The sequence below is a fragment of the Mycolicibacter minnesotensis genome (assembly GCF_010731755.1).
GTDB lineage: Bacteria > Actinomycetota > Actinomycetes > Mycobacteriales > Mycobacteriaceae > Mycobacterium > Mycobacterium minnesotense.
Map to the genome: position 1 here is coordinate 3,778,813 of NZ_AP022589.1, position 15,244 is coordinate 3,794,056.

10 protein-coding genes are annotated in these 15,244 nt (G+C 67.0%); 4 read left to right on the forward strand and 6 right to left on the reverse strand.

The genetic code is table 11. The features are described from left to right. Positions 1-378: 378 nt before the first annotated feature. A complete protein-coding gene (locus tag G6N09_RS17405) occupies positions 379-765 on the forward strand; it encodes a DUF2511 domain-containing protein (protein WP_083022863.1) in 387 nt (128 codons plus the stop codon). Positions 766-968: 203 nt separating this feature from the next. Here G6N09_RS17405 and G6N09_RS17410 read toward each other — a convergent pair whose 3' ends face one another. From G6N09_RS17410 to G6N09_RS17425, 4 genes are all read right to left on the reverse strand, one after another. After that, a complete protein-coding gene (locus G6N09_RS17410) occupies positions 969-3,005 on the reverse strand; it encodes a hypothetical protein (RefSeq protein WP_083022864.1) in 2,037 nt (678 codons plus the stop codon). A gap of 68 nt (positions 3,006-3,073) precedes the next feature. Then, on the reverse strand, positions 3,074-5,452 hold the full coding sequence (locus G6N09_RS17415; protein ID WP_083022865.1) for a PEP/pyruvate-binding domain-containing protein: 2,379 nt from the start codon (positions 5,450-5,452) through the stop codon (positions 3,074-3,076). Positions 5,453-5,455: 3 nt separating this feature from the next. After that, on the reverse strand, positions 5,456-6,433 hold the full coding sequence (locus tag G6N09_RS17420) for a TIGR03617 family F420-dependent LLM class oxidoreductase (protein WP_083022866.1): 978 nt from the start codon (positions 6,431-6,433) through the stop codon (positions 5,456-5,458). Continuing rightward, entirely contained in the window at positions 6,430-7,557 is a 1,128-nt protein-coding gene (locus tag G6N09_RS17425) for an Rv3169 family protein (RefSeq protein ID WP_083022867.1), read from the reverse strand. The genes G6N09_RS17420 and G6N09_RS17425 overlap by 4 nt, the downstream gene beginning before the upstream one ends. A 43-nt stretch (positions 7,558-7,600) precedes the next feature. Here G6N09_RS17425 and G6N09_RS17430 point away from each other — a divergent pair, with 43 nt between their 5' ends. The 3 genes from G6N09_RS17430 to G6N09_RS17440 all read left to right on the forward strand — a co-directional run bounded on the left by G6N09_RS17430 (position 7,601) and on the right by G6N09_RS17440 (position 11,215). Then, entirely contained in the window at positions 7,601-8,233 is a 633-nt protein-coding gene (locus tag G6N09_RS17430) for a TetR-like C-terminal domain-containing protein (protein WP_083022868.1), read from the forward strand. Between the two features lie 69 nt (positions 8,234-8,302). Beyond that, positions 8,303-10,492, forward strand: a complete 2,190-nt coding sequence (locus tag G6N09_RS20380) for a PGRS repeat-containing protein (RefSeq protein WP_163752849.1) — start codon at positions 8,303-8,305, stop codon at positions 10,490-10,492. A gap of 57 nt (positions 10,493-10,549) precedes the next feature. Continuing rightward, complete coding sequence (locus G6N09_RS17440) at positions 10,550-11,215, forward strand: chymotrypsin family serine protease (RefSeq protein ID WP_165756564.1); 666 nt, start codon at positions 10,550-10,552, stop codon at positions 11,213-11,215. Between the two features lie 18 nt (positions 11,216-11,233). Here the strand turns inward: G6N09_RS17440 and G6N09_RS17445 are convergent, their stop codons facing one another. Beyond that, entirely contained in the window at positions 11,234-12,931 is a 1,698-nt protein-coding gene (locus G6N09_RS17445; RefSeq protein ID WP_083022869.1) for a molybdopterin-dependent oxidoreductase, read from the reverse strand. A 105-nt stretch (positions 12,932-13,036) separates the two neighbouring features. Next, the gene (locus tag G6N09_RS17450) at positions 13,037-15,235 is read right to left on the reverse strand and encodes a molybdopterin-dependent oxidoreductase (RefSeq protein ID WP_083022870.1); all 2,199 of its coding nucleotides are present in this window, start codon (positions 15,233-15,235) and stop codon (positions 13,037-13,039) included. Between the last annotated feature and the right edge of the window lie 9 nt (positions 15,236-15,244).

Sequence of the window (15,244 nt, forward strand, 5' to 3'; positions counted from 1 at the left end):
CGCACTCGCGGCCACCGCAGTGGTGGACAGCGGCGACGCCGATCTCGCGGCGGGCAACGCGGACGCGGAAAGGACTGAGAGCGTCGGTGCGGGCATGCGGATTCCTCGGAACGGGATAGCCCCACCGAGTCCGCAGATCGCCGCGGGGGTGGGGCTACAGCGGGTTCCGAAGACCGCCGGCCGAAGTCACAGAGGCCATGCCAAGGAGGTTACTTGGCTGCGGCGACAAGTGTCGGAGGACAGCGATGGGCACTGGTTCCGGTTTGACGGTCGCTCCACGCTGCTTCTCTGGGTATCCGCGGTTAGTAGTTGGATTCGCACACCGGCCATCGTCCGTGCGATTAGATGGCATGGCACTGATAGAGCGGAAGGGGTTCCATGCCGTCCAAGTCGTTGCTGCAGTTCGCCGTGGTCATCGCAGTCGCTGCTGCCGCTACCACTGCTTCTCCTACCGCCATCACTGCTGCTGCTCCTAATCCCGACAACCGCCCGCGGGGCTATGTGTCTGAGGAGACCTGGACTGATGGTCCATGGCCGCTCACGGTTTCCGAAGCAACCCTGATGTGTGCGCGCCAGGGTGTCGGGGGAGGGCATCAGTCGGTGACGCTCGCCGCAAATCGGAAGATGTACGCCGTGAACGGCACCGCGAAGTCGACAGGCCAGTTCGAAGACATCGACGAGATCTGGGCCGAGGATGCTTCGTACCCGGGGCTGAAGGTGAATATCGGCCCACTGCTCGCTAAAGGTTTGTCGCTCTGCGAGTAACGCGGCTTGGCGTGAGGCGGCGAGGGTTAGTTCGCGCAAGAGTCACCGGCGGCTGCGTTGATGACGCGGCTGTGGTGATCTTGGACGCGCAGGATGAACGCAGGTTCGGGCGTGATTATCTCGACGGTTGAGTCAGCCAGAAAGCGAGCCAGAACCACGCGAACCCGGCGCCCATGGCGATGCAGTCCCCGGAACCCTCGCCGTCAGGACGGAAGTCGGTGATCCGCTCGGACGTGATCGATCCCCAGATCATGGTGGAGGATCCCCGGCGCGCTGGCACGCACCGGGGCGATGGCAGCCAGGATGCCCCAGCACGTGAGGTGCACAGCAGGGTGCACGGCGTCGGGCGTGTCCCCGGCGTGGAACGTGAACCGCGTGTTGCCGCGGGCGTCGCCGGATTCGGTTCGCAGGCGCCACCGTAGGGGAGCGTCAGTGTCCGGGCTGGCTGTGTCAAGCACAGCGCGCGCGTCGGGGCCTTCAGTCCGAAAGACGGCCTCGCCCAGGAGAGCCCGAGCAAGCTCCAGCGAAGGCTCGTCGGCCGGATGCTCGGTGACCTCCTGAGTGAGCGTCACCGACTGCGTGCCGCGACTGATCCCGGACAGGGCCCGCATCACATAGCCCGGCAGGGTGGCTGCGTGTCCTCCCGTGGCGTGGAAGGTGGAGCCGCCCACGCCGCAGGCGGTGAGCACGGCCGCGGCATCGGGCACCGGGGAGACGGTGATGACGTCCGTGCCGGCCGCGAGTGCCTCCAGCACTGCTTGGGCGTCCGGTAGCCCGTCGGTGGCGAACACGACCAGATCCGCCGAAGCGGTGTCGGCAGCGACGAGTTCGACGAAGTCCGCTCGCTCGCTGATCCGGTGGGCCAGGTGCTGGGCGACAGCGCCGTCTCCCACCACGGCGACGGCGATGGTGGCCGTCACGGAAGCCAGGCGCGTGGTGTCACTCGATGCCGGCTCTAGTCGGTAGCGAGGTGCAAGGTCGGGGATGACGACGCCGGGCGAGGCCGCGATCAGTGCGGGCGCCGCGGCCAGCATGGCGTTGACCGAAATGTCGGTGACGGCAGACCAATCGGCGTTGAACGCTTCGTCGTCGGGCTCGCTGCGCATCTCGACCCTGCCGGGCTTGCCCTCAAGGGTGATGAGGTGGCCGCCGGCGAGGCTGTTCGGATGATCGGGCCCCAGGTGCGCGTTGCCGCCGCCCACGTGCCAGCACTCCTCGTTGGTCATGAAGAGCCGGTCACCGATGTAGCCGCGGTAGGTCATGTGGATCGCGCCTACCGTGCCGGGCCGGATCACCGTGCCGCCGGCAGTCACCTCCACCCGCGCGGGGACGGGGTAGACGTGCCGTTCGACGCGCACCTGCTCCGGGGGCACACCCCACAGCTCCCAAGCAACGTTGCCGAGCACCGCGTCGAAATAGAAATGCTGCATCCAGGCGATCGCGTGGTCATTGTCGACCGCGCTGAGCGGCTCTCCGAAGCCCAGGCTGGCGAGGCCGCCCCACATGCCGTCGGGAGCCGCGGAGAGGTCTCCGACTTCGAGGAATCGCACCTGCTCGACCTCGTCCATCAATAGCGCAATCCGCAGCAGCACCTGCTCGACCATCAGACCGGGGTGCAGGCCCGTTCCGTGCAGGGAGACGCCACCGTTCAGGCAGGCCTTCTGCAGCCGGACGCCGTCGGCGCGTTGGTGGATCGCGCGGCCGAGGACCCCACGGGCGAGTAGTTCAGCTCCGGGCCGCAGCGCGAAGCCAATGGGGGAGTCGACGGCCCTCATAGTGGCGGCCAATCCTTTGAGTGCTCGCTTCTCGGCTGTGCCGAAGACGTTGCCAGTGACCTTGACGCGGGCCAGTGAGCGGAGCACTGACATGGGCGAGTGCGACTCTGAGAGCCAGGTCGGCTGGGCGGGATTGTGGAAGGCCGCGGCCGAGACGACGTTCTTGCCTGACGCCAGCAGTTCGACTACGTCCTCGTCCGCACCCTGCAGGAGTGCAGGGGTGGTGGGAGTGTGGATCACGAGGTCGGCGTCCAGCGCGAGGATCGCCTCCTTCGACGTCGTGGCGAGGACACCCACCGGGTCGCGGCCGGCGAGTACGCCGATGTCTACTCCGTTCTTGTGCGGGCTGAATACCTTCACGCCCACTACGTCGTAGTCGGGAGAGTCCAAGGTGGCCTGCAGGGCCCGTCCGCCCATGTCGCCGGGACCCCAGATCACGACACGGATCGGTTGCTCTGCTGCCATGCCGGAAATGTAGACGCGTGGTCTGCAATAAGAAAGCCGCCCCCGAGAGGCTTTCCGCGCCAGCTGGCTCAAAGCAGCGTGATCACCCCTCGATCGCCGTCCACCCGGACACGGTCTCCGGTGCGGAGTACCTGGGTGGCCACCAGGGTATTGACCACGCAGGGCAGACCGTATTCGCGAGCCACGACCGCGCCGTGCGACACCGAGCTGCCGATGTCGGTGACCAGCGCCGCGATCACCGTGAAGTACGGCGTCCAGCCGACATCGGTGACAGGAGCGACGAGGATCTCTCCGCGCTGCACGTCGCGCGCTTCCTGTATCGACTTCGCCACGCGCACAGTTCCTTCCACGCTTCCCCGGCTGGCAGGACGTCCTTGGATCTGGCCTTCGGCGATAGTCGCGGCCCGCGCGATGATCGGTGTGGGCCGCCCGACCGACACGTCCTCGAACTCCAAGGACTGTTGGAAGTCCAGCGCATTTCGCCGCTGTACAGCGCACTGGACCAGATTTGAGATGTCAGCATCACCGACCACCCGGGGCAGCTCCGCGCGATCGAAGAAGAAGACCAGGTCGGCGTCGGGGAGGCGTCCGGAATCGGTGAGGACCTCACCCAGATGGCAGTATCCGAGCTTGAGGCGGTGTGCCATCAATGCCATCTTCGACTTTGTCTCCTCACGACCACGCGCGCCACCTCGGGCCAGGCGTGCCAGCAGCCTGAGCGTCTGCGTTCCCGGCACGTCGACGCGGTTGCGCGGCGGACTCTCGATGGTCGAGTCCCTGGCTGCCTGCAACATCACCTGCATCATCGAGCCGAGCCCCTCGGCGTCCTCGGCCCATGCCGGGTCCCGCATGCACAGTTCGCGGTAACCGCGGTGCCCGTGCCGGATCAGGAACTGGCGCAACGCCACACCGCCGGGACTGTCACCGTCACGCAAGCGAGTCAGCGCATCTGATGGGGCCGCGGCGAGGAACTGCTCGGTGCACGCGTCGTCGGCGGCGATCGTCCGCACCACGGTGTGCAGCTCGTTGACCATCATGGCGCTCTCGACGTCGCTGGCGCCCGCCATCAACCGCGCGGCCTCGGCCTGCCCCTCGCTCTCGTCGCGGCCGGCCTTGACCGCGCCGCGGACCAGATAGCTCTCCAAGACATTCGCGCCGACGGCGGCTCGTGATGAGGAGCGGACATGGACCAGCGTGACGTGGCAGTACAGCTCCACACCGATTTCCAACTGGCGCAGAATGACTGCGGCGTCGCGGCTGGTCGGAACGGGGAACGCCTCGATCTGCTGGCCGAGCCGGCGGATGGCCGGCCCGGCCGACAATGCGTGCGAAGTGAGCCGAACGGTGTTGATCAGCCTGGTGACAAAGGGTTTCGGTGGGGCGGCGACGAGTTCGTCGACCACCCGCCCGCAGATCGACATGGAGAACTGCTCGAGTGAGTTCCCGAGGATGCCCGAACTCAGGGCGGTCCCCTCGGTCATGTTGAGGAACATGTGACCGTAGAAGTAGCCGACCTGCAGCCATTGCGTGTCGTAGCTTTCTTGTGCGCGCGCCACCACCTGGATCATCTGCATCGCGTAGTCGATGGCGTGGCCCGACACCGATGCGGTGAGCGGGCAGAAGGCGCCCGGCATCATCTCGCCGATATTGCAGCGGGTGTAGACGTGCGAGGGTCCGGCCACCGGGGTGTCCATCTCGTTGAGATCGCCCGGCAGGGTGGTGATCGGTCTGGCCTGCAGCCAACGCAGTTGTCCGGCTTGGTCGATGGCCCATTCCAGATCCATCGGCTTGCCCCAGTGCCGGGCAGCCCGCAGCGCGCCGGCGCGGATCTCAGCGACCTCCGCATCGGACAGGACCGGGACCGCGCCGACATCGCGCACGGCTTGGCTGCCATCGGAGGCCAACACGAGATGGTCGGACACACCGGACCCGTCTACGAGTGCTTCTCCCAGCCCGGCGATGGCGTCGATCATCAGCAGGTCGCGGCGTCCCGTGGTCGGGTCTGCGGTGAAAACGACGCCGGCTGCGCGCGCATCGACCATCTGCTGGACCACCACATGCATGGTGATCGCGCCCGCGTCGCCGTCCTGGCCGGCGTAGGACGTGGCGCGGTCAGACCCCACCGAGGCGGCGCACCGATGGACCGCAGCGGCGAAGTCTTCTGCGGTGTCGACACCGAGCACGGTGTCGTACTGCCCCGCGAACGATTGGTCGGCGCCGTCCTCCCCGGTCGCCGAGGATCGGACGGCCACCGGGGAGGCGCCCGCGGCCTGCATGCGGGCGAAGCGGTCCGCCACGGCATCCGGAAGGGTCGACCCGCGGACCTGCGCGATGACGAAACCCGTTGGCACGGAGAAGCCGAGGCGGATCAATTCCGCGAGCCCCAGCGCCTTTCCGCCGTACCGGTCATCGGATATCTCGTCGAACTCGATGGTGGTGGTGTGCATCCGTCAGACCAACGCGTCGATGATCTCGGCCAACGGCTCGGCAGCGATAGGTCCGGGTTGGTAGAGACAGATCCGGTCGGACACCCCTTCGACCCGGTCCCGGATGTGTGCGGCGATCTCTGCCGGAGTGCCGCAGGCGGCGATGGTGTGCAGTATCTCGTCGTCGATCAGGGTGGACATCTCCTGCCAGCGCCCCTGTTTGGACATGGCGTTCAGTTGGGGCTGCAGATCTCCCCAACCATGGGCGTCCAGCACGGGCCGGTATGCGGGCGTGGAACCGTAGAACGCCAGCAGCATTCGGGTGGACGTGTGGTCCTCACCGACGGACACGATGACCTCAGGTACCACGGCGAGATCCTCGGCTGTGCGTCCGGCAGCGGCGAGGCCTTCACGTACGGCCGGCATCGTCTTCTCGTGCAGGAACCGCTTCGATCCGAAAGGCATCACCAGCAGGCCGTCGGCGACCTCGGCGGCCGCACGGGTCATCCGTGGGCCCAGCGCCCCGAGGTAGATCGGTGGGGGACCGTACGGATTGGGCCCGGGACTCAGGGTCGGCGTCATCAGCGTGTGGCGGTAGAACTCGCCGCGGAAGTCGAGGCGCTCACCCTCGTTCCAGGTGGCGAAGATTGCCCGCAGTGCGCCGACCATCTCCTTGATCCGCGCCACCGGCCGGTCGAACTCGACGCCGTACCGCTTCTCGATCTGCGCGCGGATCTGGGTTCCGAGGCCGAGGATGAAACGCCCCTCGGAGATCTCCTGCAGGTCGTTGGCCTGGTGCGCGAGCTGGATAGGGTTGCGAGGCAACGCGATCGCCACATTGGTCATCAGATCCAGGCCCTTGACCGTGGACGCCAGGACCAGGGGGGAGAAGACCTCTCGCGGTCCCTCGAAGGTGAAGACGCCGGATGCGCCGGCCTCGCGCAGCAGGGCGGCCCGCTGCACCGCATCCGTCGGGCTGAACAGAGCCGTCATCACCTTCATGACGGGGACCCGGTCAGCACGTCGGTCCAGTCGGAGAACCCGGACGGGTGATGGGGTCCGATGACGGCATGCTCGAACAGTCCCGCGCCATACTGTGTGTTTCCGTTCTCGTCGGTGCATACGGCGCGGCCGACATGGTCGATCAGACTGAACGGGGCTCGTGCCAGGGTCTCGGGATCGGTGAGATCGTAGGTGACGCGTTCAGTGGAGGGGCCGCCCTTCCAGGTTCCGTGTGCCCAGGAGGAGTCGCCGCCGTAGCCGGAGCCGAAGGCGATGGGCGCGAACAGCTTCGATTCGACATCGAGCTGAAGCCGGCCGCCGGACCGCGTCATCATCTCGATGTGCGCACCATGCGGGATCCGGGTGCCCGGTGTGTAGTGGATCGTGGCACGGACTCCGTCGAGTTGTTCGATCCTGCCGTCCGGCCAGCGCCGGGTGCAGTCATAGAGGCTGCGGTGTCCGTCTGGATCTTCTTGGATGATCAGGAAGATCTGGTAGTCGTCGAACGCAAGCGGGAGATAGAGCCACCACATTCCGTTGAACGCGGTGTCGGGTCTGCCTGCCGGTTCGGGTTCGCCGATGGGCCTGATGCCCCACGACCTGTCGCGGCTGCCCACCGAGGAGGTGTGGTCTACAACCATCCGGTCACCGTCGACGTCGATCCAGCCTTCCCAGCTGCCGAGCTGTGCGAATCGACAGGCCTGCAACGTGACGCGTCTTTCTGACTGCATCTGGTGCGGATGTTCCAAGGCCGCCGGGAACAGACCGCGCCACCGCAGGTCGGCTGAGACGCCTTCGGTTTTGGCGACGGTGAGATGCAGCTCCTGCAGCGGTTGGATGACGTCGAGTCGGTAGCCACCGACGTTCTGGTTGAGACGGTCGTCGTCGATGGCGTTGCTGAAGCGCACGGCGGTCTGGGCATTTCCACGCCGGACCAGGAAGTAGGCATCCTTCACACCCAGCCGGGGGTAATAGCCGATCCCGGTCAAGGCCATGAAACCGCCGTCTCGGTCGAGCACGTTGAAGTACGAGCGGTCGTAAAAGTTGCGGTCTGACGTGACGGGCGCGCTGATCGGCACGGGCGCCTGGTGGATCGGGTATTCGTCGAGCGGACTGAGGTGCAACAGACTCTCCCAATAACAATACGATGCGAGTTATATTGTAATTATGAGAACAGATCGCGACGGCGATGACAAGGGACCGGCCCGATCTCCTGCGGGACGGCCCCGCGACGGCAAGATCGACGCCGCCATCATCGAAGCCGCCCGAGAACTGTTGCTGGAGACGGGGTATCCGGCGTTGTCCCTGTCGGCCATTGCGGCCCGTGCGGGGACCACGACCGCTGCCATCTACCGACGATGGTCAGGCAAGGCGCAGCTGGTGCACGAGGCGATACTGCCGGCCGAGGTGATGGCCATGCCCAGTGCGTCAGGTGACCCAGGAGAAGACATCCGGGCGCTGGTGGAAGCGACGCGCATCATGTTCGACCGCCCGGAGGTTCGGGTCGCGCTACCGGCGCTGATCGCCGACACCGTCGCCGATCCGGACGTGCACGCCCGCATGACCGCGCGATTCGCCGGCAGCCTGGCCACCTTCCGGACCCGAATCGAGCCGGAGTCCGAGTTGCCCGGCGACGACCTCGAGCTCCCGTTGCTGGCCGAGGTCGTGGTGGGAGCTGCGATCTTCCGCATCATCGTGCGCCACGACGCACCGCTGGACGCAGCATGGGCCGACAACTTGACCAGGCTGATCAGTTCCGGCTGGAGTCCGCTGGCGCGGGCACAGAACTCGGCCGGATAGGGGCGTGGCGTGACGGTCAGCCCCCGCTCTCGAATGGCGGTTCACTCATGTCCGTGGTAGGCAGGTCAGGTGAATATCTCAGGTTGGCTTAAGGGAAACGGCTCCCATTCCGCGCGCCGGGCGGCTGCCGCGGGAGCATCTTTGGGGGCGTTGGCCGCCTTCGGGATGGCGCCGACCGCCCAAGCTGACTTTGACGATTTTCTCGCCGATCTGTTGGACCCGACCGCGTGGGCCACGGTGTTCGACACCGGGTCGTGGGATGGGGTGGCCGCGGGCAACTCGGTCGATCTGGCTGCCCTGTTCGATGGCGCTGACCTGCCCGGTGCGGCCATGGGCACCGATTTCGCCGACTGGTTCCAAAGCGACATCTACCTGCCGCTGCACGCCGCGATGCAGGACTGGATCGAGAGCCCGTTCGGTTCGCAGATCAATGGCCTGATCAACCCGCTGTTCGCCTTCGGTGGTGCGTGCGGCCTGGTCTGCAACGGCGTCGACGGCACCGAATCCAACGCCGACGGCGGTAACGGCGGCTGGATCTTCGGTGACGGCGGCGATGGTTGGAACAGCACCCAAGACGGTGTCGCGGGCGGCAATGGTGGTGATGCGGGCTGGCTGGGCAATGGTGGTGCCGGGGGTTACGGCGGCGACGGTGCCGACGGCGGCCTCGGTGGGGCCGCGAACTGGATCGGCAACGGTGGTTTCGGCGGTAACGGCGGGACCGGCCTGGACGGCCTCTACGCCGGACACGGCGGCAACGGCGGCGCCGGCGGTCGTGGCGGAATGTTGTTCAGCACCAACGGTGATGGCGGCAACGGTGGTGATGGCGGCAATTCGGTCGGCTTCGGCGGGACCGGTGGTGCCGGGGGCGACGGAGGCACCAGCGGTCGCGCCCCGGGTGTGTTGGCTATCGGTGGTATCGGCGGCAATGGCGGAAACGGTGGTACCGGCGGGAGCACTGATGGAGTCGCCAGCACCGCAGGTAACGGCGGCGCCGGTGGTGGCGGCAACCAATCAAGCTATTGGACAAGTAGTTACGCCGGAAACGGTGGCAATGGCGGTGACGGTGGTATCGCTACCGGGGCCGGCAGCACCGCTGGTGATGGCGGCATCGGCGGCCGGGGTGGTCTCTTCGCTGTTGGCCTGGGAAATGTTGACGGCGGTGTCGGTGGCAATGGGGGTAATGGCGGCGCAGCGTTCGGTGACAACAGCACCGCCGGCAACGGTGGTGACGGTGGCCTGGGCGGTGCCGGTAGTGCCATGACGGGCGGTCGCGACGGTGGTGTCGGTGGCAACGGTGGCGATGGCGGCGCAGCGATCGGTGACAACAGCGCCGCCGGTAACGGGGGCACTGGCGGTGGCGGCGGCGTTGGCAGTGCCCTGGGTAGCGGGCGTGATGGCGGCGCTGGTGGCGTCGGTGGCAACGGTGGCTCGGCAACGGGTCTCGGGAGCACCGCCGGTAATGGTGGTGACGGTGGTAGCGGTGGCATCGGCAGCGTCCTGAGCAACGGCCGCGACGGTGGTGCGGGTGGAAAGGGCGGGTCTGGCGGTGACGCCAGCGGCGTCGACAGTGTCGCCGGGTCTGGGGGTAACGGTGGCGCCGGTGGCATGAGCAGTGCTTTGGGCGGTGGCCGCAGCGGCGGGACTGGCGGCCAGGGCGGTAACGGTGGCGGTGGCACTGACGGCGGGACCGCCAGCCACGGCGGCGCCGGCGGCATCGGCGGCAGCTCCGGGCTGGGTACCACAGGGCAGGGTGGCAAGGGTGGCGTCGGCGGTAACGGCGGGTCCAGTGACGGCGGTGCCGGAGGCGCGGGCGGCCAGGGCGGCGAGGGGAGCAGCGCCGCCGGAGTGTTCCGCGCCGGCGGTGGTGGAGGCGGTGGCGGTGGTGCCGGTACCGCAGGTCAGGGCGGTGACGGCGGCAACGGCGGTAACGGCGGTATCGGAACTAAGACCGGGGCCAGTGATTTCGGCGGAACCGGAGGTATCGGCGGGACAGGCGGGAGCGCCGACGGCGGTATCGGCGGTGTGGGCGGCAATGGCGGCAACGGCGGCTCCAACTCGCTGGGAGCCCCGGGCGGTACCGGAGGCAATGGTGGAGATGGCGGCCAGGTCGGCCCTAATGGCAACGGTTCCGGCGGCAATGGCGGCAACGGTGGATGGAGCTTCCAGGAACCGGGCGGCAAGGGTGGCAACGGCGGTGCCGACGGAACGCCCGGGACACCGGGGGCTGACGGCGCAGTTGGCCCGGATCCACTCGCCTGAGCGGTAGTTCGGGGCTGACCGCGGTCGGTTCGGTGCTCAATCGAATGGAGAATCCCCTTGCTGCAGCTTTCGTGGCGGCTCACGACAGCCCTCGCACTGCTTTTCAGCATCGCCCTGCCCGCCGCACCACCCGCGGCCGCCATGGCGATCCTGGGCGGCGGGGCCGTCATCGTGGTCGACGGCACCAACTACTGCACCCTGACCACCATCGGACACGACCGGGCCGGTGACATCGTCGGCTTCACCGCAGCCCAGTGCGGCGGACCGGGGGCCCCGGTGGCCGCGGCGGGTTCCGACGACATCATCGGGACCGTGGTCGCCGTCAATCCCGACCTGCGCTACGCGGTGATCAAGTTCGACGAGCCCGATCTCATCCCGGTATCGGACTACCTCGGCGTCGTGATCAACGGGATCGGCCCCGACCCGCAATACGATGCGCTGGTGTGCAAATGGGGACCGACCACCCCCGGAATTTGCAACCGCATCATCTCCGCAAGCTGGCCGCGAACGACCATGCGGGAGCACTTCGACCCCGGTGATCCGGGGGCCCCGGTCACCATGGACGGGCTGCTGGTCGGCATGGTCTACGGATTCGGAGTGAGCCCAGGCACGAAGTACCGGGCCCCGGGAACAATGACGTACCTGACCAAGTTCGCCGCGATCCTCGACGACGTCAACGCCGGCAACGGCCCGGGCAGCGGATTCGTCCCGATCGGAAGCTGATCGCCGCAGCGGCGCTCGTCAGATCGGCATGCGGTAGCCGAAGTACTCGTGGTCCTCGTTGTAGCCGCCCTGGCCCTTGCCGATATGGGCGAAGCTCTCCACGAATTCGATCGACTCGATCCACTTGACCTGTTTGAAGCCCAATTCGACCTCGTTGCGCAGCCGCAAAGGCGCGCCGTGGGTTTCGGTGAGCGGCTCGCCGTTCATCTCATAGGCCAGCAGCGCCTTCGGGTGTCGCATGTGTTCGATCTTGTGACAGTCGTAGTAGCGGCCACCGCCGGGCTCGGAACCGTCAGCCATCGAGGTGAACACCACCCACCGCGCCGACGGCAACGGCGTCACGACGCGCAGGATGTCGGCCATCCGGACGCCTCCCCACTTGGCGATGCCTGACCATCCCTGGATGCAGTAGTGCTGGGTGATCTGTTCGTGTTTGTCCATGTCCAGCAGATCCGCGTAGGTGAACTCCGTGGGCTTTTCGACTAGACCACTGACCCGCAGGCGGTAGTCCACCCAGTTCCCCGATTGAAGGGTCCGGTAGTGCTCGGAGTTCGGCAGCGTCCCATTGGGCCAGAAGTAGGGGGAGATGTCCTTCTCGGAATACTCGGCGTCGGGGTTGAACCACTCCATGAGTCCCTTGATCCAACCGACAGAGGATCGGCCCACCTTCTGAATCACCCGCGGATAGCGCAACGTGACCGGCGAGGCCAGCAGCCACAGCACCACGATCACCGCCATGGCCACCAGGTAGGCCGCCAGCGCCCAGTACGAGTCGGTGTCGGTGCCGAAGACGATGTGGTTGAGGTTTTCGACCAGTCCGGTGGTGAACACCATCGCGGTGTGCACGGCGATGAAGAACACCATCCACGCCAGCACCCCGAAGTGGATCGAACGTGCCACCTGCCGGTTGGCCGGCCCGCTGCCTAGCCCGAAGCGCGCCGCTATCGCCGGGGCCTGAAGCAGGCCAGTGACGAATGCCATTGGTGCGAACACGAAGACGGTGAGGAAATAGGCAATCAGTTGCAGGCTGTTGTAGGCGACGAAGCCGTCGTTGGCCGGGAAATCCAGCGACAGGTATTGGACCATGGTGGACGCGGCGTTGGGGAGCACATCCCACGACTGCGGGACGATGCGGCGCCATTGGCCGGTCGCGAACAGCAGCACGTAGAAGGCGATGCCATTGAGCAGCCATAGCCCGTCAAAGGTGAAGTGCCACCAGCGTGCCAGTCCGATGGTGTGTCGGGTTCCGGGAAGGCCCAGCCACCGCGGTAGCGATACCGAATCGTCCTTGGCGGTCCATGCTTGAGCGGGCTCGGACGGGTTGAGCCGCTCCGGTGGCACCGGGCCGCGCAGCCGCAGCCACGCCGTTCCCGGAGTACTGCCGGAGTTGAGGTACAGCCGCGGATGGTCGGCCAGGATCTGCAACCCCGCCCGAATGATGAACATCATGAACACGATGTTGAACAGGTGTGACCAGCGCAGCCAGGCCGGAAAGCCGGTTGGCTCTGCGGCATCGGTGGCCGGCGTGCCCGGGTAGCGCGCGATGAAATGTTGCATCCAGTCGAACTGGCGCAGGTGCTGAGCGATGGCCACCGCGACCACCAGCGCTGCTATGGCCAGTGGCACCAGCCATAGCGTGCTGATCCACCGACGGCCGATCCGGATCGAGGGGATGCGGGCGGGCTCGTCGGCGATCCCGCCGGCCCACTCGCCCATGCGGACAACCTCGCCGAAGTGCTCGGTGTGGTCGATGGCTTCACGTTTTGCTGCGTTTGGGCCCACGGCCCCAGTGTATTTGGTGGACCGTCGTCGTAAGGGCAGTTAACCGGCCACGGCCGAAGTAGCCGCCACCGAAACCCAGGTGTTGTTCACCGCGGCGGTCCCGGTGAAGGTGTCCACCCGCTGCGGATCGTGCAGGTCGTTGACGTTGGCACCGGGCAGCGCGTCCGCGTGCCGCCAGCCGGTGTTGCGGTGCCCCCAGCCATGGGGGACCGAGACGGTTCCGGGTCGCATGTCGTCGCTGATGTGCAGCGGAACGGCGATCTTGCCGATGTCGGAAGTGACCTCGACCGTGTCGCCCTCGGTCAGTCCGCGCAGCTTCGCGTCCTCCGAATGCATGTGCAGCGTGCACTGGTTGGAGCCGCTGGTCATCGACGGCACATTGTGCAGCCAGGAGTTGTTGCTGCGCAGCTGCCGTCGCCCGATGAGCTGAAGGTCATAGCCAGTCGGCGGGCTGGCGGGCCCCTTGAGCAGTGCGGCTGCCGCGGCGATGAACTCCTCGGGCGCCAGGTGGGCCTTGCGGTCGCGGGTGCCGATCACTTCACGCAGCCGGGGGCGCAGCGGCCCGAGGTCCAGTCCGCCTGCACTGGCGCGCAGCTTGCGCAGGGTGATGCCCTTGCGGCCCTTGCGGATCCAGCCGTAGGGTCCCGTCGCCATGGAGATGGCCGCTAGGCGCAGCGGACTGACGGCGGAGATCGCCCGAGCGCGCACCGGTGCGACAACCGCGCGCAGCGGCGCCGGCAGCAGCTCCAGCATGAGTCGGCTCAGGATCTCCCAGTCGTCTTTGACCCCGGCCGGTGGCTCGAAGGTGCGGTGTTGGTACCGAATGTTGTTGTGCACGCTGAAAACCGGCAGCAGCAGTCCGACGTCCTCGCGCTCCAGCGGGGAGGCCGGCGGCAAGATGTAGTCGGCGTGCCTGCTGGTTTCGGTGATGTACATGTCTATGGCCACATACAGGTCCAGCGACGCCATCGCCTGGTCCAGGCGGCCCTTCTGTGGGATCGAGGACACCGGGTTGCCGGCGCAGGTGATCATCGCTTTGATCTGGCCCTCGCCGGCGGTCAGAATCTCATCGGCCATGACCACCGCGGGAAGCTCGCCCCGGAAGGACTTGTAGTGCCCTGAGCGGTCGGTCCACGCTCCGTATCCCGCCGGAATGTACTTCGCCACCCGGGGCACATCGGCCGCCGGCGTGGAGAACATGGTGCCGCCGGCGCGGTCGAGGTTGCCGGTGACGGCGTTGATCACCATGACCAGCCAGCTCACCAGCGTCCCGGTCTCCTGGTGGCAGATACCGATGCGGCAGTAGAGGGCGGCCGACTCCGCGGCGGCATGGTCACGGGCCAGCGTGTAGATGGTCTCGGCGTCGACACCGGCGCGCTCGGCCACGGCCTCGGGGCTGGCGTTGGCCACCAGCCGGCGCAACTGCGGCAATCCCACCGCTTGGCGGGCAAGGGCCGCGGTGTCGCAGAGGTTCTCGTTGATCAGGACATGCAGCATGCCCAGCAGTAGATACAGGTCGCCCCCGGGACGCACCGCGATGTGGGTGTCGGCCAGCTTTGCCGTCTCAGTGCGCCGCGGGTCGATCACGACGACCGTGCCGCCGCGCTCACGGACCGCTTTGATGCGCCGCTTGGCCCCGGGCATCACCGACAGCGATCCGTTGGACACGGCCGGATTGGCGCCCAGGATCACCAGGCGCTGGGTCCGGTCGATATCGGTGATCGGGATCAGCACGTTGGAGCCGAACACCTTCCAGGCCGCGAACTCGTGCGGCATCTGATCGATGCTCGACGCGGAGAAGAAGTTCGGCGTCATCAGCGCCGCGCGCAGCAGCAGGCCGTAGATCGCCGCGGAACTGTGCGCGGCAGGGTTACCGAGGTACATGCCCACGGCCTGCTTGCCGTGCTCCTTGCGAATCCGGCGCAGCCGGCGGCCGATATCGGTGAAGGCTTCTTCCCAGCCCACGGGTTCAAAGGCATCGCCGACGCGCCGCATCGGTGTCCGCAGGCGGTCGGGGTCCTCGTGCAGCCCACCCATCGCGGTCGACTTGGGGCAGATGTAACCGTGCGAGAAGACGTCGTCGGGATTGCCTTCGATGCGACTGACCTTGCCGTCAGTGACCGTGACCCGGATGCCGCAATGCGCCTCGCACAGCGTGCACTGGCCGGCGTGGGTGGTGCTGGTGCCGTTGGCCTGGCTGCCGCGGGGACCCGACAGGGGCAGGTCGACCGTTGTCATAGGTGTCTC